This window comes from Rhodoferax sp. (assembly GCF_028714215.1).
GTDB lineage: Bacteria > Pseudomonadota > Gammaproteobacteria > Burkholderiales > Burkholderiaceae_C > Rhodoferax.
In genome coordinates this window covers 1-20,581 of the sequence record NZ_JAQTMS010000052.1, presented here as the reverse complement: position 1 = coordinate 20,581, position 20,581 = coordinate 1, and the positions used below count along the sequence as shown (strand labels likewise).

The window sequence follows — 20,581 nt, the reverse complement described above, 5'->3', positions numbered from 1 at the left end:
TTAACTAGTTGTCCCAGTCGCCGCCGCCGCCGCCACCGATATCGACGCCGCCGCCATCATCCCAGGAGCCGGCGTCGCTGACGCCGAAATTCTGCCCGCCCATGTCGGGGTTGCTGTTGACGGTTTGAAAATCGTTGTTGGCCAAATTGTTCGCCTGCGATCCGGCTTGATCGTGATTGCCCATCAGGTTGCGGCCGATCGCTTGCGCCGCCATGACGCCGGCGCCCACCGCCAGACCGGTCGCCACGCCGCCCATGATTTTGCCGCCCAGGCCACTGCCGGCAGGCTGGCCATAGGGCGGCTGCATGACGCCAGCCCCCATGCTGTTGGCCATGCCAAAGCCTTGGGGTCCGCTCAAGCCGCCCTGCATCGCCCCTTGATTGGCATAGACTGGCTGGGATTCGTAGGCAGGTGTTGATTTTTTGCGCGTCAGGAAGATGGCGATGGCAATCGCGCCACCGCCCAGGGCCAGCGCCAGACCCCACGGGAACGAGGAGGAAGCGGGTGCGGAGTAGTTGGCTGGTGCCGCCACCTCAGCACGGTGCTGGCCTGAGCCGCCGGCCGCAGGCGCCGTCTTGGCTGCGAGCTGGCTGCGCAGGGCTTGCACCGATTCGGCTTTGATCGAGGGCAGGCCGGGCGAGAGTTTCTCGGCCATCGCCAAAGCCTCGCGCGCCTGGCCCAGCTTGCCCTGGCGGGCAAACAGTTCAGCCTGCACGAAATGCGCCTTGCCGCTGCCCGGGTGCGCCACCAGCACCTGCTGCATCATGACCTGGGCCTGCTCCAGGCGGCCGGACTGGGCCGCCTCGTAGACCTGGTTCAGGGTCGGCTCGGACTGCGCCATGGCGAAGCCGAAGCCCAGCAGCGCAGTGACCAGCAACCACTTGAGCGCGTTTTGCAGGATTGATCGTTTCATCATCGGTAATGCCTTCATAAATGGATTGACTTGCCTGGGCGAAGTGGTGGCATTCGGTTCCAATTCAAGCTCAGGAGCGCGATAGTATCAATCAAGTGTCAAGCCGAGGTAAAGCGGTGCCATGAACCAGCCGGCGCTTCAGGCGTCTTGCGCCGGACCGAGGCTGCTGGCGGGCGATGTGCGGAGGGCCTCGCCGTCGTATAAAGTCCTTGCTTGCGCCGACCCGGCGCGGACACAGCAATTGCGATCATGGAGAAAGTCGATATGCCAATGGGTAAGCCAATTGAACTCAAGGGAAAGCCGGTGGGCGGCGGCAAGTTCCCGCTCATCTGCACCCCGCTGGTCGGGCGCAGCGGCGACGCCATTCTGTCGGAAGTGCAGCAGGTGCTGGCCAAGCAGCCCGATCTGCTGGAGTGGCGTGTCGATTTTTTCGAAGGCATTGGCGACAGCGCCGCCGTGCTGGCGTTGGCAGCCCGTATCAAGCAGGCCGCCGGCGCCGTGCCCCTGTTGTTCACCCGCCGTTCCAGTCGGGAAGGCGGTGAAGAAATTGCTTTGTCAGAACAGGAGGTGGTCGCCTTGTACGGCGCTGTGTGCCGCAGCGGCCATGTCGACCTGGTCGATTTTGAAATGAGCAACGATGCGGCGCAGGTCCGTCAAGTGCGTCAATTTTCGCTGGCGCACGACGTCAAGTTGATGCTCTCGTTTCATGATTTTCAGGCCACGCCGGAGCTTGAACTGCTGAATCAGCGATTTCTGCAAGCCCAGCAGTTGGGGGCCGACATCGCCAAGGTGGCGGTCATGCCGCGCCGTCTGGAGGATGTGCTGACGCTGCTGAGCGCCACCCTGCAAGCGAGCCAGCAGTTGACGATACCGCTGGTCAGCATGTCGATGGGCGGCTACGGCTCGCTGACGCGCCTGTTCGGCTGGGCTTTTGGCTCGGCCATGACGTTTGCCATCGGTGCCGGCAGCTCGGCGCCCGGCCAGGTGCCCATTGAAGACCTCAACACGGTGCTGGCGATTCTTCGGAAGTCGATGCCGCGGCAGTAATCCGCAGGGCGCGCAGGCCTACTCGAAACTGAGCTGCTTGCGGTTGTCGCTGGAGACCCGGTCTATCTGCTTGTTGTAGGGGTCGACCCCGACCTCGAACGGTTTTTCTTTCACCGTGACGGTGAGCGTCGGCTCGCTGCCCTGCAGGCGGCGCTTCTCGCTGAACAAGACTTTTTCATCGGCTTCCTTGCCACTTGCCGGGCGGGCGAAGACGGCAATCTCGACCGGCTCGTCGTAGACCCGGGCCGTCTCCTTGCCCTTGCCGTCGGCCTCCAGTTTGGCAAGGTGCAATTTCATGCTGACGTCCCATTGGCCGTCGCCGCGCTGCTTGGCGCTGGCCTGCAGCACCCGGTTGTCGTAGAACACGATTTTCTCGAACAAATCGGTGATCAAGTCCTGCTTGTCGGCGCCGGCTTCAGCGCGGATGTAGCCCAGCAGTTCCTTGCTGGTGGTGTAGGGCGGCGCCTGGTAGGCCTTGTCCTGCAGAAAGCGTTTCAGTGCGCGGTTCAGCGCCGCTTCGCCGATTTCCTCGCGCAGGCGGTAGAACACCAGGGCGCCCTTGCGGTAGTGAATATACGGCTGGTTCTCGACCCGGAACAAGGGTTGTTCCTCGATCTGTTCGCCGCGGCGCGAGCGCAGGTAGTTGTCCAGCTCGTCCTTGAAGAAGCGGCGCAGGTGCTGCGGACCGTATTCTTTTTCCATCACCATCAGGGCCGAGTACTGCGCCAGCGACTCCACCAGCATGGTGGCGCCCTGCACGTTGGCGCCGATCACCTGATGCGCCCACCACTGGTGCGCCATCTCGTGCGCCGTGACGTAGAACACGTAGTCCACATCGTCCTTGTTGCGCAGGTCGGCAATGAAGCCGATCGCCTCCGAGTACGGAATGGTATTGGCAAAGGACTGGGCAAAGGAGGCGTAGCGCGGAAACTCCAGAATCCGCACCTGCTTGTGCTGATACGGCGTGAAGTTGGCGCTGTAATAGTCCAGCGACTTCTCGACCGCCCAGATCATGCGGTCCACGTTGTAGCCGTGTTTGGGGTCGAAATAGATTTCGATCGGCAACCCGTGCCAGTCGCCTTTCTTGACCTGCCAGCGGGCCGACAGATAAGCGAAGAAGGGCAGCATGGGGCGGTCCATCTTGTAGTGGAAATAGCGCCGGCCATCCTGCTCCCAGGTTTTCTGCAAATAGCCCGGTGCCAGCGCGATCTGGTCGGCGCTGGTGGAGACGGTGGTGTCGAAGCTGATCCAGTCGGCCTCCGAGTCGAGCTGGTGGTTGGCGCGCGCCGCTTCATCCTCCAGTTTGGGCATGCGCTGTGGCTCGCCCAGGCCGCGCTTGCGCCGCTCGTTGCGGTCCAGCAGTTCGTTGGCGCCGTAACCCAGCGCCGGGAACAACTGCGCGTTGTTGAAGAAGGTGCCGTTCAGGTTGATGCTGTCGGGCTTGCCGTCGTTGGTGAAGCCCTGGTTGCGTTGCGTCACCGTGAAATCCATGTCGATGGCGGCACCCGGTGGCAGTGGCTGCGCCAGCTTGAGGATGCGCATGCCCAGCAGCTTGTCGTCCAGCGTCACCTGGTGCGCCGGCAGGTTCCTCAACACCGTGTCGACGTCGGGCACCACCTGCACGTACAGGGTATCGATGGCTGCGGCATGTTTGTTGAGCAAACGGTAGTGGCCATCGATCATCACCCTGCGCTCGGCCGGAAAGATGTCGACCTTGGCCTGCACCTCGGTGACGCGCGGTTGCGCTTGCCCCTTGTATTGGCGATACCGTTTTTCGTAATTGGCCTGGCGGTCCATCTGTTCGTCGCCCGGCACATACTGGTTCAAGACATTGGTGTTGTAGTAGATCCAGCCACCGCTGGCAACAAAGCCGATCAGGCACAGCGCCAGGGCGCCGCCCGCCGCGCCCTTGAGCGTTTGCCGGGCCAGTGCCCAGCGCAAGCGCCATTCCTGTGACACGCCGCGCACCCAGAACGCCCCAGCCAGCAGCAGCAGTGCCAGCACAAACAGGCCCCAGTACAGCAGGTACCAGAACCAGCCGCTGAGGAAGTGGCCAAAACCATTCATGTCGGAGTACTGCACCTGCGGCAAACCGGCGATGTTGTACAGGTTGTGGTCGAAGTGCAGGATGCCGAACACCACTTGCCATGCCAGCAAAAGGATCACCACCAGATAGCCGACGAACTTGTTATTGCACAAGACTTGCAGGGCCAGCGCCAGCAAGCCCATCAGGACAAAATAGGCGGAACCTTGCAAGGCACCTTGCAGGTACAGCAGCGGCTCCAGCGGCACGCCGCCCTTGACCCACTGGAAGCACATGGCCGCCAGCACGCCGCCCGCCATGAAGCCGGCAATGACACCCAGCAGGGCCAGGCTCTTGGCCAGCAGGCTGACCCAGTTCGGCACCGGCAAGGCGTCCACCACCTCGGCGACCTTGAACTGGCGCTCCCTGAAGATCAGCTCGCCGGCATAAAAGGTGACGATCAGCACCAGCATGAAGTTGAAGCTGCCAGACATGGTTTCCAGCATCTGGCGTGTCACCGGGTAGACCTTGGTGCCATACATCTGTCCGCTGACCGTGGCGCTGCCGATGAAGTTGGCGACGCCCACCAGCAGCAGCACCAGAAAGGGCACGCTCTTGAACACGCCGACGGCATCAAAACGCAAGATGTTCCAGCATTGTTGCCAGGGCGTGGCGCCGGTGATGGTGGGCTGCACCGGCCGGTAGCCGCGCGCGGCCGGCGCTGCCAGCGTGGTGGCCGGCAGGGTCCTGGCGCGGCCCCAGAAGCGCTTGCCGGTGTCCGGGCGCTGCGGCTTGAACAGCGCCAGGGTGATGCCCAGCAGCACCAAGGCGATGGCGCTCCACAGCAGCCGGTTCACCAGAATGAAGCCGCTGAGAGGCGGCAAGCCGCTGTTCGCCTCGGCGGTGGAAAAATAGCGCGTCATGCGGCCGAAGGCGCGCAGCCCGAACGGGTCTATCAAAACCGCCAGCCACTCGTTGCCGATGTCGCGCGAAAACACGCCGGCCACGCTCCACAGCACGAAGAAGACGATGACGCCGACGTAGACCAGCAGCATGGAGCGTGTGGTTGCCGCCAGCAGCATCAGGAATGCGCCTATCAGCAGCAGGTTGGGGATCACAAAGACGGCAATACCCCACAGGTAGGGGGCGATCGAAAAAGGTCCGATGCGGGCCACGTCGACCCAGGGCATCACGGTGCCCAGCATGATGCCCAGGGACACCAGCACGAAGATAGCCATGCAGGCCAGCAGTCCAGCGACAAAACGGCCCAACAGGTAGTCGCGCTTTTTCATGGGCGTGGCGAAGATCATGTCGGCGATGCCCAGTTCCACGTCACGCAGCACCGAACCGGCGATGAAGAGGGTGACGATGAACATCGAGAGCACCGTGAAGACGCCCAGGAACTGGGCAATCACCATGGGCGCATTGCGGTACACGTTGCCCACCGCGCCGCCAACGACAACAGCGTCGCTGCTGGCGGCGCCAAAAGCCATCAGTCCAAAAATCAGGCCGCTGAGCCACAACAGCGGCTGGCGCAGCTGGTAGCGCAGATCGAAGCGGAAAAATTCAAGCCACATGCTGAGCTCCTAGGCCAGCGCGGACTGGGCCGACTGACTGGCGCGTATCTTCAGGAAATAGACATCCTCCAGATCCGGCTCGACCTGCTCAAAACCGTCGTCGGGCTGGCTGTCGGCGTGCACATTGATTTGCGGCTGGCCGGCCACCAGGCGTGACGACAGCACATTGAAGCGCTGCTGGTATTCGGTCAAGGCCGCCTTGCTGACGCGCTTGCGCCAGACCTTGTCCTTGAGCATCTCAATGGCGGCCTGCGGCTCGCCCTGCAACAAGACCTGGCCCTTCACGATCATCGCCATGTGCGGGCACAAGTCGGTCACGTCGGCGACGATATGGGTCGACAGCATCACCACCACCTGCTCGCCGATCTCGGCCAGCAAATTCAGGAAGCGGTTGCGCTCATCGGGGTCCAGGCCGGCCGTCGGTTCGTCCACGATCACCAGCCGCGGCGCCCCCAGCAGAGCCTGCGCAATGCCGAAACGCTGACGCATGCCGCCGGAAAAAGTCCCCAGTTTGCGTTTGCGTGCCTCCCACAAATTGGTCTGGCGCAGCAGCCCTTCCACCATCTCCTTGCGCTCGGCGCGCCGGGTCAGGCCTTTCAAGACGGCGAAGTGACTCAGCAGGTCTTCGGCACTGACTTTGGGATAGACGCCAAAGTCCTGCGGCAGGTAGCCCAGCTGGCGGCGCAGGCCTTCCTTGTCAAGCAGGACATCGATGCCGTCGAAATGGATGCTGCCGCTGTCGGGTTCCTGCAGGGTTGCGATGGTGCGCATCAGGGACGACTTGCCGGCGCCGTTGGGGCCTAGCAAGCCGTACAGGCCGGTGGGAATCTCCAGGCTGACCTCCTTGAGTGCCTGCACGCCGTTGCCATAGGTCTTGTTGAGCGCCTTGATCGAAAGCATATCGAACCCTTTTGCTTGCTTGTGGGGAAATTCCCCGGCCAGGAAAGATGCTAAATGTACCTCCTGGCCATGATCAAGGCGGCGGCTTTGCGACGAGCAGCGGAATTGGCTGGACGGTCTGCTACTCCGGCTTGATGTTTCCGTCCAGGATGACTTTCGCCCACTTGGCGCTTTCGTTGTGCAGCGCGACCGTGGCTTCCTCCGGCGTCGTGTAGCTGGCGATGACGCCCTGCGCCAGCAGCGAATCCTTCACGTCCTGCTGGCTCAGGATGGCTTTCAGCGCCAGGTTGAGCTTGCCGATGATGGCTGCCGGCGTGCCGGCCGGCGCGGCAATACCGAACATGGAGCTGACTTCAAAGCCTTTCAGGCCGGCTTCGGTGGCGGTCGGTACCTCCGGCAGGGTCGCCACGCGCTGCGCCGATGCGGCGGCGATGGCGCGCAGTTTGCCGCCCTTGATGTGAGCTTGCGCGGCCGGCGCGGTTTCTATCATGCAGTCAACCTGGCCACCCATCAGGTCGGTCATGGCCGGGCCACTGCCCTTGTACGGCACATGCAGCATCTGCACGCCGGCCATGCGCTGGAACATTTCACCGGCCAGGTGCTGCGGCGAGCCATTGCCGGCGGAAGCAAAGCTCAGCTTGCCGGGTTTGGATTTGGCCAGTGCGATGAATTCCGGCAAGGTGTTGGCCTTGATCGATGGGTTGACGACAAACAGCAGCGGCACCGAGCCGACGATGGCCACCGGCGCGAAGCTCTTGTCCATGTCGAAATTGACCACCTTCTTGTACAGCACCGCGCTGATCGAATGGCTGGTCATGGCGCCCATCAGCAGCGTGTAGCCGTCCGGCGCCGCCGCCGCCACGGCCGCCGCGCCTATGCTGCCGGCGGCACCGGCGCGGTTGTCGACGATCACCTGCTGGCCCAAGGCGCCGGACAGCTTTTGCGCCATCACGCGCCCGATCACGTCGGTGGCGCCGCCCGGCGGATAGGGCACGATCAACTTGATCACTTTATTGGGATAGTCCTGGGCCATGACCGGCCCGGTCACGCCCAGTAGGGCGCTGGCGGCCAGGCCCGCCAGCAGGATGCGTCGGGCGCGGGATGTTTTCAGAAGGGCAGGGTGCAATTTCAAGGTGATCTCCTTTGTTGTTTCAGAATGAGCGGGGTGAAAACGAAGTGCTGGCCAAACGGCTGCTGGAGCCACCTGGTTTAATATTGACCATATTATCAATAATCCAATGGACATGAAAAAACCAGAATCCTCCAGCCGCATGGCGTCCCATGTCACGAAACCCGAGGACGCCGCATCCGGCTTGGCCAAGGGCTTGACCGATTACGGCGACAAGGGTTTTTCCCTGTTCTTGCGCAAAGCCTTCATCAAGGGTGCCGGCTACACCGAGCGTGCGCTGGAGCGTCCGGTGATTGGCATCGCCAACACCGCCAGCGCCTACAACCCGTGCCACGGCAACGCGCCGCAGCTGATAGAGGCGGTCAAGCGCGGCATCCTGCTGGCTGGCGGCCTGCCGATGGACTTCCCGACGATCTCGCTGCATGAAAGCTTTTCGCAGCCGACCAGCATGTACCTGCGCAACCTGATGGCCATGGATACCGAGGAAATGATTCGGGCCCAGCCGATGGACGCGGTGGTCCTGATCGGCGGCTGCGACAAGACGCTGCCAGCGCAACTGATGGGCGCCGCCTCGGCCGGCATTCCGACCATTCAGCTGGTGACCGGCTCCATGCTGACCGGCTCGCACCGCTCCGAGCGGGTAGGCGCCTGCACCGATTGCCGGCGTTTCTGGGGCCAGTACCGGGCCGACCAGATCGATGCCGAGGAAATCAGCGCCGTCAACAATCAACTGGTTGCCAGCGTCGGCACCTGCTCGGTGATGGGCACTGCCAGCACCATGGCCTGCCTGGCCGAGGCCCTGGGCATGATGGTGCCGGGCGGCGCCAGCGCCCCGGCCGTGACGGCCGACCGCATCCGCATTGCCGAGGAGACCGGCACCCTGGCGGTGCAGATGGCCGGCAGCGGCTTGACGATAGACCGCATCCTGACCGCCCAGGCGTTTGAGAACGCCATGCGCGTGCTGCTGGCGATTGGCGGCTCCAGCAACGGCATAGTGCACTTGACGGCGATTGCCGGGCGCCTGGGCTTCGCGGTCGACCTGAAGGCGCTCGATCGCATGAGCCTTGAGACGCCCGTGCTGCTGGACCTGAAGCCCTCGGGCCAGCATTACATGGAAGATTTCCACAAGGCCGGTGGCATGGCGACCCTGCTGCGCGAACTCAAGCCGCTGTTGCATCTGGACGCCCTGACCGTCACCGGCAGAACGCTGGGCCAGGAGATAGCACGCGCCGGCCCCGGTTTTGCGCAGGACGTGGTACGGCCGCTGTCGAATCCGATCTATCCGCAAGGCGGCATTGCGGTGCTGCAAGGCAATCTGGCGCCTGGTGGCGCCATCATCAAGCAGTCGGCGGCAGCGCCGGCGCTGATGGAGCATGAAGGCCGCGCGGTGGTGTTCGAGAACGTGCAGGACATGGCCCGGCGCATCGACGATCCGGCGCTGGACGTCCATGCCGACGATATCCTGGTCTTGAAGAACATCGGTCCGGTGGGCGCGCCGGGCATGCCCGAAGCCGGCTACCTGCCGATCCCGATGAAGCTGGCGCGCGCCGGCGTCAAGGACATGGTGCGGATTTCCGACGGTCGCATGAGTGGCACGGCGGCCGGCACCATCGTGCTGCATGTGACGCCCGAGGCCGCCATCGGCGGGCCGCTGGCGCAGGTGCGCAGCGGCGACCGGATCCGCCTCAGCGTGGCCCGGCGCGAACTGAGCCTGCTGATCTCCGAAGAAGAGCTGGCCGCGCGGACCCAGGCCAACCCGGTGGCGCGCCCCACTGCCGAACGCGGCTATCGCAAGCTTTTCCTGCAGAGCGTGACGCAGGCGGACCAGGGCGTGGACTTCGATTTCCTGCGCGCGCCGACGACGCGCCAGACCATCCCCGGTGCCAAATAGGCGCCGCCGACCGACAGCATGAAGACCCATCCGCCCCATTTGCCTGACCCTGCCAGCGGTGTCGACAGCGACCCGGACAGCCCGCTGGCCGCCATCACGGCGACGCTGGAAGAAGACATCGTCTTTGGCCGCCTGCATCCGCGCGAGCGGCTGACCGAGGATGAACTGATGCGGCGCTTCGACAGCAAGCGTCATGCGGTGCGTGAAGTGCTGGCCAGGCTGGAGCGCATGGGGCTGATCGAGCGGCGCAGGAACGTGGGTGCGCTGGTGCGTTCCTTCAGCGGCAAGGAAGTGGTGGAACTGTATGCCGTGCGCGCGCTGCTCGAAAGCGAAGCGGCGCGCCTGATTGCACTGCCCGTTGCGCCGGCTGCACTGGAGCGCCTGGTTGCGATTCAGGCGCGGCATGACGCGGCGGTGCGGGCTGGCAGCGCGCCGCGCGTGTTCCGGGAGAATCTGGCGTTTCATCAGGCCTTTTTTGAACTGACCGGCAATCAGACGCTGCAGCGCGCGATCGCCGAGTACGCGCGCCAGACGCATCCGATACGCTTTGGCGCGTTGATCGCCGCCGACTACCGGGAGCGCTCCCGCAGCGAGCACTGGCGCATGATAGAGGCGCTGCGCGAAGGCCAGCGCAAAGCGCTGGTCGCCTTGTGCAAGCAGCATCTGCTGCCCTCGCGCGATGCCTACCTGGCCGCGCATACCCACCACTTCAAGCCGACCTGATATTGCACGTCGATGGCGGGCTCAGGCGCGCCGGAACTGGGCGCGGATCTGGTCGGCGCTGGCCAGTGGTCGATTCAGCGCCGCGGCGCCTTCGACCACCTGGTGCGCCAGGGCGGCATTGTTGGGTGCGGTCGTGCCGTCGCGCAACAGCAGATTGTTTTCGAAGCCGACGCGGGCGTGGCCGCCCAGCGCCGCCGCGGCGATGGCGCAAGCGTGTTCCTGCGCGCCGAAGGCGCACATGGCCCAGGGATAAGCGCCGTCGTGGCTGGCCAGGAAGGGCAGCAGATCGGTCGGCGACGAAGTCTGGCCGGCGCTGTAGCGGCCCAGCACGAACAGCAGGAACCACTTTCCATCCGGAATGACGCCGCGTGCGCGCAGCGCTTGCCAGTCAAGTACATCGGCTTGGTCGTACAGGATCACCTGGGTCATGATGTCGGCCTCAATCAGCCAGTTGAAGAACGCGGCCAGCGTTTCGTCAGCGACCTCCGGCCGACGCAGCTCGCGCAGGCCCACCGATACCGCCTCGGGCTGCACAGCGCGCACCACTGCCATCTGCGCCGCTGGCGCATAGACCTGTGCTGCCTCGGTGGTGATCTGGAGCACCATCTCCTGCCCCACGGCCCGGCGCACGGCGGCGGTCGCGGCCCGGTAGTCCTGGGCCTCCAGGCTGTGGCTGCCGTCGGGCTTGCGTACATGCAGGTGCAGCATGGCCGCGCCCACATCCAGGCATTCGCGCGCGGTGCTGGCCAGGGCTGCCGGCGTCAGCGGCACGGCCGGATGCTGGGCCGGCGTCTTGTAGGCGCCGTTGGGGGCCACCGTCAGGATCAGGGGCGAGCTGCTCATGGTGTTTTCCCTTCTACTGTGCTGTCTTCAATGGGCGGCAACTCGGACGCCAGCAGGCGCAGGCCGGAGCGCAGCAAGGCGTCGTAACGCTGCCGTTCGGCGCTGATCGCCTCAGCTGTCCAGGGAAAGAAGCCTTGCCCTGTCTTCATGCCCAACCGGCCGCTGGCAACACGCTCCGACAGTGCCTTGGCCGGCAACGTGTTGGTGGCCAGCGACGGGTAGATGGTTGCCGCCGCCGCGCAGTGCACGTCGATGCCGGCATGATCGCGCTGCAACACCGGACCGGCCGCCAGAAAACGGAAACCGAAGCCAAAACGCACAGCGGCGTCGACATCCTCCGGCGTGGCGACACCGGCATCGATCATGGCAAAGGCTTCGCGCGCCAGCGCGTGCTGCAGTCGGTTGGCGAGAAATCCGGGCAGGTCTTTGCGCACCAGCACCGGTACCATGCCGCAGCCGCGCATGAAGGCCGACAAGGCGTCGGCCAGGGCGGCGGCAGTGCGTTCGCCCAGCACCACCTCGACCAGCGGCACCAGGTGCGCCGGCATGAAGAAATGCAGGCCCAGCATGCGCTGCGCGCTGTCCAGGCCTAGCGCAATGGCGGAGATCGGAAAGCTCGAACTGTTGCTGCACAACAAGGTATCCGGACGGGCGCGCCGCAGCAATTCGGCAAACAGCGCCTGCTTCAACGCCAGTTGCTCCGGGATGCATTCAATCACCAGATCGATGGCCGGCCAGTCGACCTGGTCCAGCGACGCGCAAGCGTGCAGCCGGTCGCGCTGCTGCGGGGCCCCCAATGTGCGCAGGCCGTTGGTGAAATAGGCATCAAGGGCTTGGCGGCGCGCCGTTGCCGGCTCCAGCACCACGGTATGGCAACCGGCGCGCGCCAGCACCAGGGCGACGTCGGCCCCCATGGTGCCGCCGCCCACCACCAGCGCCGACGCTTGTGACGGTTTGGGCAGGCCGCCGGGTTGATCGGGTGGCGCGGGCAGATCAGGGTTCTGGGTATTCATCATGAAGGGCAGGGGGCAAAAGAAAGCAGGAAAACCAGTTTGCGCTTCGATTGTTTATCTGTAAATCGCATATTTTCTATAAACTTATCGACCATGGAAATAAATATGTCGGCGCGCGACCTGCGCGCATTTCTCGCGCTGGCGCGGACCTTGAGCTTCAGCCAGGCGGCGCGGCAGATTCACCTTTCACAGTCCGCCCTGTCGACCCTGATCGTCCGGCTGGAACAGGTGTTCGGCGCCCGCTTGTTCGATCGCACGACGCGTGCTGTTGCCTTGACGGCGGCCGGCGCGGTGCTGGCCTCGCACGCCGATCAACTGCTGTCCGAACTGGAGCGCACGGCCAGCGCGGTGCGCGACGTGGCCCTGGTGCGCAAGGGCAGCGTGGCGCTGGCGGCCTTGCCGTCGCTGGCGGCGTGCATCGTCCCGGAGCTGTTCCGTGCCTTCGGCAAGAAATATCCTGAGATCAAACTGTCGCTGATCGACACCTTGTCGGAGCCGGCCTTCGAACTGGTACGGGAAGGGCGCGTCGACTTTGCGCTGACGGCCGCCAATCCGGCCTACGCCGATCTGGATTACCTGCCGTTGACAACCGACACTTTTGTGCTGCTGGCGGCGCTGCAGCATCCGCTGGGGCTTGAAACAGGCAGCCTGCGTTTCACCGATACGCTGGCCTGGCCGCACATCTCGATGCCGCGTCCGACCAGCGTGCGTCAGTATGTGGATGCCGCCGCGCTGAAAAATGGTTTCCAGTTTCATCCGGCCTACGAGGCCAGCCATCTGGCCACTCTGGGCGCCATGGTGCTGGCGCAACTGGGTGTCGCTGCCCTGCCGGCGATGGCGGCCGACGTGATCAGCGGCGCGGGCCTTGTGCGCCGGCCCTTGGTCAGTCCCCAGATTCACCGCTCGATCGGCCTTGTCAAGCGCAGGGAGGGCGCTCTGACGCCGGCGGCGCAGGCGATGCTGGAATTGTTGCAGCAACAGACCCGCCACCCGGCACGCGCTTCCACCAGCGCGCCATCGGCCGGGCGGCGCCAGCGTTGAATCCGAGCTTCACCGGGCCGACGAAGAGCGGCTCAGGGTGGTCGTGAAGCGGTCGACGGTAGTACCATCGGCCTCTTGGCAACGGAGAGAAAAATGGACATTGAACAGTTCATGCGGGGTTACAAGAGCGCCTGGGAAGGCAAGGACGAAAAAGCGTTCTGCGCGCTTTTTGCCGAGGATGGCGTCTACCACAACACGCCGTTCGCCAGCCAGCGCGGCCATGCCCAACTGGCAGCCTACTGGCAGCGCATCAAACATCAAAACGATATTGAACTTGGCTTTGAGGTTCTGGCCTCGGCACCCGGCAGCGGGGTGGCACACTGGCATGTCACTTACCAGGTGGCGTCCGAGGAACTCTTTCGAATCTGGGCGGCCTCGACCGGTACCAACCTGATTGCCCGCAAGCCGGGCGACCCGCTGCCGCGCATGGTTCTTGACGGTGTGCTGCAAGCCTCTTTCAGTGGCGGCTTGTGCACCGATTGCCGCTTGTGGTGGCACAGCATGCCGCTGCCGACCTAGCCGCCTGTCGGGCTGCGCGTGGGGTCCGATCCGCGGAATTGTTACCCGGCCGACTTGACGGCCAAGACCGGACAGGACACCGAAAGAAGCAGCTCCTGGGCCACGCTGCCCATGATGAGCTTGCCCACCGGGGAGCGTTTTCTCAGGCCAATGATCAGCACCGACACCTGCAGGGCCTCGACCAGGGCTTCAATTTCCTCGACCGCATTTTTGCCTCGAACGTATTGTTTCAGTTCTGCGTCGAGACCGCTGTCCGCCAGCAACTGTTGGACGCGCTCGTAGTCCTGGACATCGGCGAACGAGGGGTCTTCCTTCGCTCCGCCGGGGCTGGCGTTGACCACCACCAGACGTTCGCTGCGGCGTTTGGCAATTTCGATGCCTTTGTCCAGGGCCGCTTGACCCTCGGGGCGTGGCACATAGGCTACAAGTATGGTCATGGTTCTCTCCTGTTTGCAGATTGTTGAATAAGGCAGGAAACGTGTTTACACGACGTCCCCGATGGGCTTGAAAGGAGTCAATGGGAAGAGGTCCGACGGCCGGCGCAGGATCGCGGGGCGTGGAGCGGGTGAAGGGAATCGAACCCTCGTATGAAGCTTGGGAAGCTGCCGTTCTACCATTGAACTACACCCGCGTTTTGATCGGTTGGGGCCACAGTCCACGGTTGCACCGTTGTAGTCTCCATCCCGCAATGGTCCAATTTTACCTGATCGACCGTGGTTTCAGCTGGCCAGCGGCGAACTGATCAGGTCGATGCGCGCCATCAGCTCGGGGGTGAGTTGCGGCAGTACCTTGACGGCGCCCAGATTGTCCTGCAACTGGGCCAGGTTGGAGGCACCGGTGATGACCGTGCTGACCCGTGGATTGCGCGCCGCCCAGGCAATCGCCAACTGACTCAGGCTGCAATCCAGCTCGGTGGCGACGGCCTCCAGTTGCGTCACGGCGGCATTGCGGGCGGCGTCGGTCAGTCCCTTGACCAGGAAGCCCATGCCTTCCAGGGCGCCGCGGCTGCCGGCCGGAATGCCATTGCGGTATTTCCCGGTGAGCAGACCGCTGGCCAGTGGACTCCAGGTGGTCAGGCCCAGCCCGATGTCTTCGTAGAGCCGCTTGTATTCCTGCTCGACCCGCTTGCGGTGAAACAGGTGGTACTGCGGCTGCTCCATCACCGGCTTGTGCAGGTGGTGTCGCTCGGCAATGTTCCAGGCCGCACGGATATCGTCGGCCGACCATTCGCTGGTGCCCCAGTAGAGCGCCTTGCCACGGCTGATCATGTCGCTCATGGCCCACACGGTTTCTTCTATCGGTGTGTTGGGATCGCTGCGGTGGCAATAGACCAGATCGATGAAGTCCAGCCCCATGCGCTTGAGCGAGCCGTCAATGGCCTGCATCAGGTATTTGCGGTTCAGCGTGTCTTTGCGGTTGACTGATTGGCCCTCGCGGTCCAGGCCCCAGAAGAACTTGGTCGACACGACGTAGTTCAGGCGCGGCCATTTCAGCGCCTTGATGGCTTCACCCATCACGGTCTCGCTTTTGCCAACGGCATAGGCCTCGGCGTTGTCGAAAAAATTGACACCAGCATCCATCGCCGCCGCCAGCATCTCACGGGCTGCCGCCACGTCCACCTGGTTGTGGTAAGTCACCCAGGAGCCGAGTGAAAGTTCGCTGATCTGCAAGCCGCTACGGCCAAGACGTCGATATTGCATGAGGATGAGACTGATCTGAGGTGAATGATGCGTCCAACTTTAGCAGAGCTGCCGGCTGTTTGCAGGTGCAGCCTCAAACGCGCTGGCCGCCGTCGATGGCGATTTCGGCGCCGGTGATGTAGGACGACTTTTCGCTGCACAGGAACTCGATCAGGTCGACCACCTCGGAGACCTCGCCCAGGCGGCGCATCGGAATGTCGTTGTCCACGATTTGGCTGGTCATGGGCGACAGGATGGAGGTGTTGATTTCGCCCGGCGCAATGGCGTTGACGCGCACGCCCAGCGGCGCCATGTCGGCCGCCATCTCGCGGGTCAGCGCCGCCAGCGCGGCTTTGGAGGTGGCGTAGGCGGCGCCGGCAAAAGGGTGCACCCGGTAGCCCGCGATGGAGCACAGGTTGACCACCGATCCCTTGGCATTGGAGAGTTCCTGGGCAAAGCCGCGGGTCAGGATCAGCGGCGCGTAAAAATTGGTGTTGTACATCGCCTGCCAGACCTTGAGGTCGGTGGTCAGGGAGTTGACGCGCTCGCCGGCCGGTCCCTTGGGCGAGATGCCGGCATTGTTGACCAGCGCGTGCAGTTTGGAGCCGCCCAGCAGCGGTCGCAGCGCATCCACCGTTTTTGTGATCTCGTCCAGATCGGACAAGTCGAGCTGCACATGGGTGTTCTGTTCCGCCGCCCAGGGACACTGGTCCGGCAAGGGCTGGCGCGACACGGTGATGACGCGCCAGCCCAGATTGCGAAAACGCTGGGCAACGCCGTGGCCGATGCCGCGGCTGGCGCCCGTGACGATGGCCGTTTTTTGTTCGGACATGGGAAATTATTTGGCTTTCGCGGCGCGGCGGGTTCTGCGTTGCAGCATCTGCATCAACAGGAACAGCGTGGTGGAGAAAATAATCATGATGGTGGCCACCGCCGTCAGGGCCGGCGTCATGCTGTCGCGCAGCCCGGAGAACATCTCGCGCGGCAGCGTGCGTTGATCGGGTCCGGCAATCAGCAAGGCGATGACGACATCGTCGAACGAGGCGGCGAAGGCAAACAGGGCGCCCGAGGCCATCGCCGGCATGATGCTGGGCAGCGTCACGCGCAGGAAAGTGACGCGCGGCACGGCACCGCAGGCGGCGGCGGCGCGCGCCAGATTGGGGTCCAGCAGTTCCAGCGCGGTCAGCACCGGCACCACGACAAAGGGCACCGCAATCACGGTGTGCGCGATGATCAGGCCGCTGTAAGTGCTGGTGAGCGACAGCGGCGCCAGGAAAAAGTAGGAGGCCACGGCGATCAGGATCACCGGCACGATCATGGGCGACAGCACCACCAGTTTGAGCGCTTCTATCCACCACGCCTTGTGTCGCATCAGGCCCAGCGCCGCCAGCGTGCCCAGCAGCACGGAACAGGCGGTGGCGAAGGCGCCCACGTACAGCGAATTGCCCAACGCGGTGAGCCATTTGCCGCCGCCCAGCACCTCCTGGTACCAGCGCAGCGACAAGCCGGGAAGGGGGTAGGTCAGAAAGGAACCGCTGGAGAACGACAGCGGGATGATGGCCGCGATCGGTGCCAGCAGAAATACCAGCACGCAGGCGCACAACAGCCAGTAAATGGGCTTCCAGGGGAATTTGAAACGCTGCATACCGGGATCAGCCCATGGAGAGGGCGCGACCGCCCGACAGTTTGTGGGCCACCGCGTACAGGATCAGGGTGGTCAGCAGCATCATCAGGCCCAGCGCCGACGCCAGCCCCCAGTTGCCGGTGTCGGTGGTGTAGGTGGCGACAAAATAAGACAGCATCTGGTCCGAACCGCCGCCCACCAGTGCCGGCGTGATGTAGTAGCCCATCGCCAGGATGAAGACCATCACCGAGCCGGCCGCGATGGCCGGCGCCGCCATCGGCAGGTAGACCCGGAAGAAAGCGATCAGCGGCGGCGCTCCCAGGCTGGCGGCGGCGCGCATGTAGTGCGACGGGATGCCCTTGAGCACGCTGTAGAGCGGCAGGATCATGAACGGCAGCAGCACATGCGTCATGGCAATCAGGACGCCGGTGCGGTTGTAGATAAGTGTCAAGGGCTCCGAGATGAAACCCAGGCGCATGAGCAGGCTGTTGACCATGCCTTCACGCTGCAGCACCACCACCCAGGCCGCGGTGCGCACCAGCAGCGAGGTCCAGAACGGCAGCAGCACCAGGATCATCAGCCAGTCGGCGGTTTTTTCGGTCACCTGGGTCAACAGCATGGCCACCGGAAAACCCAGCAGCAGGCACAGCAGCGTGACGCTGGCACTGATGCCCAGGGTGCGCAGCAGCACGTCGACGTAGATCCGGTTGGCGGCCGAGACGCGCTCGATGTCGCCTTGCGCATTGCGCGCCAGATCGAAGGCGGCCAGCAGATAGTAGCCCGACACCGGGCCGTGGGCGCGCTGCACGGCGGCAAAAAATTCACGCTCCGTCAACGTCGGATCGATGGTATTGAAAAACGCCGCGTCGAAGACCGTGCCGGCGGGGGCCGCTTCGATCTCGCGGGCGGCCCGCATCAGCGTGCTGCGCACGCCGTTGACTTCGTAATTGAGACGCCGCGCGGCATCGGCCAGCGTGCTGGCTTCGCGCGCCTCGCGCAGATCCTGCGCCATGCTGGCAAACACGGTCGGCGGCACGGCCTGACCGGCCTGCCAGCTTTGCAGCACGGTCAGGGTTCGAGGCAGTGCGCGCGGTACTTCGGCCTCGCGCACCGCCAACGAGAGCAGCCAGACCAGAGGCGCGACAAAAAACACCAGCAGAAAGCCGCTCAGGGGCAACAGCAAGGCGGTTCGTTGGCGCGTCAGCATGGCAGTTTCAGGTCGTCAGGCTTACTTGGTGCCGGCCCACTTGGTCCAGCGTTCGGCCAGCTTGTCGCCGTTGTCGATCCAGAACTTCACGTCCTCGGCAAAAGCCTGTTTGTGAATTTCCGGATTGGTCGGCAAGTCGGCCATCAGGGATTTGTCGATCAGGGGCGTCGCCGCAACGGCGGTCACGCCGTAGCGCACAAACTTGGGCAGCTTGGCCTGATTTTCCGGACGGCCCATGAATTCGATCAGCTTCTCGGCGTTGGCTTTTTGCGGCGTGCCTTTCATGATGACCCAGCTGTCCATGGTCCAGGGTGTGTCTTTCCAGACCATCTTGAAGTTCTTCTTGTCCTTCTCGTTGGCTGCGGTAATGCGTCCGTTGTAGGCGGTGGTCATGACCACGTCGCCGGCGGCCAGCATCTGCGGGGGTTGTGCGCCGCTCTTCCAGAACACCAGGTCGCTCTTGATGGTGTCGAGTTTCTTGAAGGCGCGCTCCACGCCTTCGGGCGTGCGCAGCACTTTGTAGACGTCCTTGGCGGCGACGCCGTCGCCAATCAAGGCCACTTCGAGATTCCATTTGGCACCGTTGCGGATCGAGCGCTTGCCAGGGATCTTCTTGGTGTCGAAGAAGTCGGTCCAGCCATTGGGCGCGGCCTTCATCTTGTCGCCGTCATAGGCCAGCACCAGGTTGTAAATGATGGCGCCGACACCGCAAGTTTGCACCGTGCCCGGCAGGTAGCGCGCAGCACCGCCAATCTTGTTGACATCGAGCTTTTCATACAGGCCTTCGTCGCAGCCGACCTCCAGCTCATCGTGCTCCACCTGCACCACGTCCCAGGTGCTGTTGCCGCCCTTGATCTTGGTGCGCAACACGCCCAGGCCGCCGTCCCAGGCTTCGTCGGTCAGTTTGGTGCCGGTGGCATTGAAGGGTTTGAAATACGCTTCCTTCTGGCCGTCCTGATAGGCACCGCCCCATGACACCACGTTGAGGTCGCGCGATTGCGCCAGCGCCTGACTGCCCAGGCAGCTCAGGGCCACGGCCCCGGCGATCGTTACCAACACATGCTTCTTCATACCTGTTCTCCTGTTTGTAAAAATAAGATACCCATCCACCGATCAAAATACCCATGCATCTTCGGGGCGGAACCCAAGACACACGTTCTGCCCCACCACCAGACCCGCGGGCAGGGCCCCCGGGCTGATCTTCGCAAACCATTGCGGCGCCTCGGCAGCGCCGCTCCTGCCAAGGCCGTCCAGTCGCGCCACCAGGCGCCAGTGATCGCCCTGGTGAATCAGGTCCAGCAGGGTGCCGCGCAGGCAGTTGGGCGTCGCCAGCGCCGTGTTGTCATTGGCCACCCAAAGAAACTCGGGTCGCACGCAAAGCTTGACGGAAGCGTTATCAGGTGGCGCCTTGCCGGCGCAAATGCGCGCCTGCAGGTTTTGTCCGCTGGCGGTTCTGAGGGTCGCCAGCCCGGCTGCCGGGTCCAGGCCCGGGCCTGCTTCCAGGGTGCAGGTCGCCATGTTGTTGTCGCCCAGAAAGCTGGCGACAAAAGGATTGGCCGGCGCGTCATACAACTCCTGCGGCGAAGCGAGTTGCTCGATCCGGCCCTGGTTGAACACCGCGACCCGGTCCGACAGCGTCATGGCCTCCGACTGGTCGTGCGTGACGAAGACCATGGTGACACCCAGCTCGCGGTGCAGCCGGCGGATTTCCAACTGCATTTCCTCGCGCAGTTTCTTGTCCAGCGCCGACAGCGGTTCGTCCATCAGGACCAGGCGCGGTTCGAACACCAGGGCCCGTGCCAGTGCCACGCGCTGCTGCTGGCCGCCCGACAACTGGTTGGGCTTGCGATGGGTGTAGTTTTCCAGATGCACCTTGGTCAGGGCGGCGGTCACCTTGGCCGCGATGGTGGCCGCGTCGACCTTGCGCACCGACAGCGGGAAAGCCACGTTTTGCGCCACCGTCATGTGGGGGAACAGGGAATAGCTCTGGAACACCACCCCCATGTTGCGCTGGTGCGGCGGCAGCGACTCGATCGATGCGCCATCGAGCCGTATGGTGCCCGAACTGGGCGCTTCGAAGCCGGCCAGCAGCATCAAGGTGGTGGTCTTGCCAGACCCCGAAGGACCCAGCAAGGTCAGGAACTCGCCGGCCTCGATGTGCAGGTTCAAGTCGTCTACCGCGGCGTTGCTGCTGCCCGGGTAGCGCTTGAAGACATGTTCAAACTCGATCAGTGCCATGGTGCATAAACTTTCGGAGTCTTCGTTACTATATTCGAAGAATCCGGCCGGAGCCGTTTATGTGCGCCATGTTTCGACCCAGGCCAGGGTGTCGGCCAGGGCCAGAGCGGTGCGCTCCAGCAGGGTGTCGCTCTCGCTCTCGGAAATGATCAGCGGCGGTGAGAAGGCAATCACGTCGCCGATCAGCACCCGCCCGATCAGCCCGTGCGCCTGC

18 protein-coding genes and 1 tRNA gene are annotated in these 20,581 nt (G+C 63.8%); 5 read left to right on the top strand and 14 right to left on the bottom strand.

Translation table 11 applies throughout. From position 1 onward, the window contains the following. Nucleotides 1–4 precede the first annotated feature (4 nt). A complete protein-coding gene (locus PHS32_RS19175; protein ID WP_301080712.1) occupies nucleotides 5–916 on the bottom strand; it encodes a tetratricopeptide repeat protein in 912 nt (303 codons plus the stop codon). Nucleotides 917–1,183: 267 nt separating this feature from the next. Between PHS32_RS19175 and aroD the strand changes: the two genes are divergently transcribed. Further along, nucleotides 1,184–1,960 (top strand): type I 3-dehydroquinate dehydratase, encoded by a 777-nt coding sequence (aroD, locus tag PHS32_RS19170; RefSeq protein WP_301080711.1) that lies wholly within the window; start codon nucleotides 1,184–1,186, stop codon nucleotides 1,958–1,960. An 18-nt stretch (nucleotides 1,961–1,978) separates the two neighbouring features. Here aroD and PHS32_RS19165 read toward each other — a convergent pair whose 3' ends face one another. The 3 genes from PHS32_RS19165 to PHS32_RS19155 all read right to left on the bottom strand — a co-directional run bounded on the left by PHS32_RS19165 (nucleotide 1,979) and on the right by PHS32_RS19155 (nucleotide 7,541). After that, nucleotides 1,979–5,560: a M1 family aminopeptidase gene (locus tag PHS32_RS19165; RefSeq protein WP_301080710.1), complete on the bottom strand. Its 3,582-nt coding sequence runs from the start codon at nucleotides 5,558–5,560 to the stop codon at nucleotides 1,979–1,981. 9 nt (nucleotides 5,561–5,569) lie between these two features. Continuing rightward, entirely contained in the window at nucleotides 5,570–6,460 is an 891-nt protein-coding gene (locus PHS32_RS19160; protein ID WP_301080708.1) for an ABC transporter ATP-binding protein, read from the bottom strand. A gap of 121 nt (nucleotides 6,461–6,581) precedes the next feature. Further along, nucleotides 6,582–7,541 (bottom strand): tripartite tricarboxylate transporter substrate binding protein, encoded by a 960-nt coding sequence (locus PHS32_RS19155; RefSeq protein WP_301080727.1) that lies wholly within the window; start codon nucleotides 7,539–7,541, stop codon nucleotides 6,582–6,584. A 190-nt stretch (nucleotides 7,542–7,731) separates the two neighbouring features. Between PHS32_RS19155 and PHS32_RS19150 the strand changes: the two genes are divergently transcribed. Beyond that, complete coding sequence (locus PHS32_RS19150) at nucleotides 7,732–9,480, top strand: IlvD/Edd family dehydratase (protein WP_301080726.1); 1,749 nt, start codon at nucleotides 7,732–7,734, stop codon at nucleotides 9,478–9,480. A gap of 18 nt (nucleotides 9,481–9,498) precedes the next feature. Beyond that, on the top strand, nucleotides 9,499–10,203 hold the full coding sequence (locus tag PHS32_RS19145) for a GntR family transcriptional regulator (protein ID WP_301080707.1): 705 nt from the start codon (nucleotides 9,499–9,501) through the stop codon (nucleotides 10,201–10,203). Nucleotides 10,204–10,224: 21 nt separating this feature from the next. Here PHS32_RS19145 and PHS32_RS19140 read toward each other — a convergent pair whose 3' ends face one another. Then, on the bottom strand, nucleotides 10,225–11,046 hold the full coding sequence (locus tag PHS32_RS19140) for a 3-keto-5-aminohexanoate cleavage protein (protein WP_301080706.1): 822 nt from the start codon (nucleotides 11,044–11,046) through the stop codon (nucleotides 10,225–10,227). Beyond that, on the bottom strand, nucleotides 11,043–12,059 hold the full coding sequence (locus tag PHS32_RS19135; RefSeq protein ID WP_301080705.1) for a 3-hydroxyacyl-CoA dehydrogenase NAD-binding domain-containing protein: 1,017 nt from the start codon (nucleotides 12,057–12,059) through the stop codon (nucleotides 11,043–11,045). The genes PHS32_RS19140 and PHS32_RS19135 overlap by 4 nt, the downstream gene beginning before the upstream one ends. Nucleotides 12,060–12,164: 105 nt before the next feature. Here PHS32_RS19135 and PHS32_RS19130 point away from each other — a divergent pair, with 105 nt between their 5' ends. Both PHS32_RS19130 and PHS32_RS19125 read left to right on the top strand, forming a co-directional pair. Beyond that, the gene (locus PHS32_RS19130) at nucleotides 12,165–13,100 is read left to right on the top strand and encodes a LysR family transcriptional regulator (RefSeq protein WP_366143493.1); all 936 of its coding nucleotides are present in this window, start codon (nucleotides 12,165–12,167) and stop codon (nucleotides 13,098–13,100) included. Between the two features lie 93 nt (nucleotides 13,101–13,193). Further along, nucleotides 13,194–13,619, top strand: coding sequence for a nuclear transport factor 2 family protein (locus PHS32_RS19125; RefSeq protein WP_301080703.1), 426 nt, complete (start codon nucleotides 13,194–13,196; stop codon nucleotides 13,617–13,619). Nucleotides 13,620–13,660: 41 nt separating this feature from the next. Here PHS32_RS19125 and PHS32_RS19120 read toward each other — a convergent pair whose 3' ends face one another. The 8 genes from PHS32_RS19120 to PHS32_RS19085 form a co-directional block, all read right to left on the bottom strand. Further along, nucleotides 13,661–14,056 carry a universal stress protein gene (locus PHS32_RS19120; protein ID WP_301080702.1) on the bottom strand — a complete coding sequence of 132 codons (396 nt, stop codon included), beginning with the start codon at nucleotides 14,054–14,056 and terminating at the stop codon, nucleotides 13,661–13,663. Between the two features lie 120 nt (nucleotides 14,057–14,176). Beyond that, nucleotides 14,177–14,250, bottom strand: a tRNA-Gly gene (locus tag PHS32_RS19115). A gap of 88 nt (nucleotides 14,251–14,338) precedes the next feature. Beyond that, nucleotides 14,339–15,319 (bottom strand): aldo/keto reductase, encoded by a 981-nt coding sequence (locus PHS32_RS19110; protein ID WP_301080701.1) that lies wholly within the window; start codon nucleotides 15,317–15,319, stop codon nucleotides 14,339–14,341. 73 nt (nucleotides 15,320–15,392) lie between these two features. After that, a complete protein-coding gene (locus tag PHS32_RS19105) occupies nucleotides 15,393–16,130 on the bottom strand; it encodes an SDR family oxidoreductase (protein WP_301080700.1) in 738 nt (245 codons plus the stop codon). Between the two features lie 6 nt (nucleotides 16,131–16,136). Then, nucleotides 16,137–16,943 (bottom strand): ABC transporter permease, encoded by an 807-nt coding sequence (locus tag PHS32_RS19100; protein ID WP_301080699.1) that lies wholly within the window; start codon nucleotides 16,941–16,943, stop codon nucleotides 16,137–16,139. A 7-nt stretch (nucleotides 16,944–16,950) separates the two neighbouring features. After that, complete coding sequence (locus tag PHS32_RS19095; protein ID WP_301080698.1) at nucleotides 16,951–18,129, bottom strand: ABC transporter permease; 1,179 nt, start codon at nucleotides 18,127–18,129, stop codon at nucleotides 16,951–16,953. A gap of 21 nt (nucleotides 18,130–18,150) precedes the next feature. Beyond that, entirely contained in the window at nucleotides 18,151–19,200 is a 1,050-nt protein-coding gene (locus PHS32_RS19090) for an ABC transporter substrate-binding protein (protein ID WP_301080696.1), read from the bottom strand. Nucleotides 19,201–19,242: 42 nt separating this feature from the next. Beyond that, on the bottom strand, nucleotides 19,243–20,367 hold the full coding sequence (locus tag PHS32_RS19085; RefSeq protein ID WP_301080695.1) for an ABC transporter ATP-binding protein: 1,125 nt from the start codon (nucleotides 20,365–20,367) through the stop codon (nucleotides 19,243–19,245). Nucleotides 20,368–20,581 lie beyond the last annotated feature (214 nt).

Bases quoted from the DNA above. Each gene is read 5' to 3' on its own strand.
- PHS32_RS19175 (WP_301080712.1), bottom strand. From the start codon at position 916: ATGATGAAACGATCAATCCTGCAAAACGCGCTCAAGTGGTTGCTGGTC.
- aroD (WP_301080711.1), top strand. From the start codon at position 1,184: ATGGGTAAGCCAATTGAACTCAAGGGAAAGCCGGTGGGCGGCGGCAAG.
- PHS32_RS19165 (WP_301080710.1), bottom strand. From the start codon at position 5,560: ATGTGGCTTGAATTTTTCCGCTTCGATCTGCGCTACCAGCTGCGCCAG.
- PHS32_RS19160 (WP_301080708.1), bottom strand. From the start codon at position 6,460: ATGCTTTCGATCAAGGCGCTCAACAAGACCTATGGCAACGGCGTGCAG.
- PHS32_RS19150 (WP_301080726.1), top strand. From the start codon at position 7,732: ATGGCGTCCCATGTCACGAAACCCGAGGACGCCGCATCCGGCTTGGCC.
- PHS32_RS19145 (WP_301080707.1), top strand. From the start codon at position 9,499: ATGAAGACCCATCCGCCCCATTTGCCTGACCCTGCCAGCGGTGTCGAC.
- PHS32_RS19140 (WP_301080706.1), bottom strand. From the start codon at position 11,046: ATGAGCAGCTCGCCCCTGATCCTGACGGTGGCCCCCAACGGCGCCTAC.
- PHS32_RS19135 (WP_301080705.1), bottom strand. From the start codon at position 12,059: ATGAATACCCAGAACCCTGATCTGCCCGCGCCACCCGATCAACCCGGC.
- PHS32_RS19130 (WP_366143493.1), top strand. From the start codon at position 12,165: ATGTCGGCGCGCGACCTGCGCGCATTTCTCGCGCTGGCGCGGACCTTG.
- PHS32_RS19125 (WP_301080703.1), top strand. From the start codon at position 13,194: ATGGACATTGAACAGTTCATGCGGGGTTACAAGAGCGCCTGGGAAGGC.
- PHS32_RS19120 (WP_301080702.1), bottom strand. From the start codon at position 14,056: ATGACCATACTTGTAGCCTATGTGCCACGCCCCGAGGGTCAAGCGGCC.
- PHS32_RS19110 (WP_301080701.1), bottom strand. From the start codon at position 15,319: ATGCAATATCGACGTCTTGGCCGTAGCGGCTTGCAGATCAGCGAACTT.
- PHS32_RS19105 (WP_301080700.1), bottom strand. From the start codon at position 16,130: ATGTCCGAACAAAAAACGGCCATCGTCACGGGCGCCAGCCGCGGCATC.
- PHS32_RS19100 (WP_301080699.1), bottom strand. From the start codon at position 16,943: ATGCAGCGTTTCAAATTCCCCTGGAAGCCCATTTACTGGCTGTTGTGC.
- PHS32_RS19095 (WP_301080698.1), bottom strand. From the start codon at position 18,129: ATGCTGACGCGCCAACGAACCGCCTTGCTGTTGCCCCTGAGCGGCTTT.
- PHS32_RS19090 (WP_301080696.1), bottom strand. From the start codon at position 19,200: ATGAAGAAGCATGTGTTGGTAACGATCGCCGGGGCCGTGGCCCTGAGC.
- PHS32_RS19085 (WP_301080695.1), bottom strand. From the start codon at position 20,367: ATGGCACTGATCGAGTTTGAACATGTCTTCAAGCGCTACCCGGGCAGC.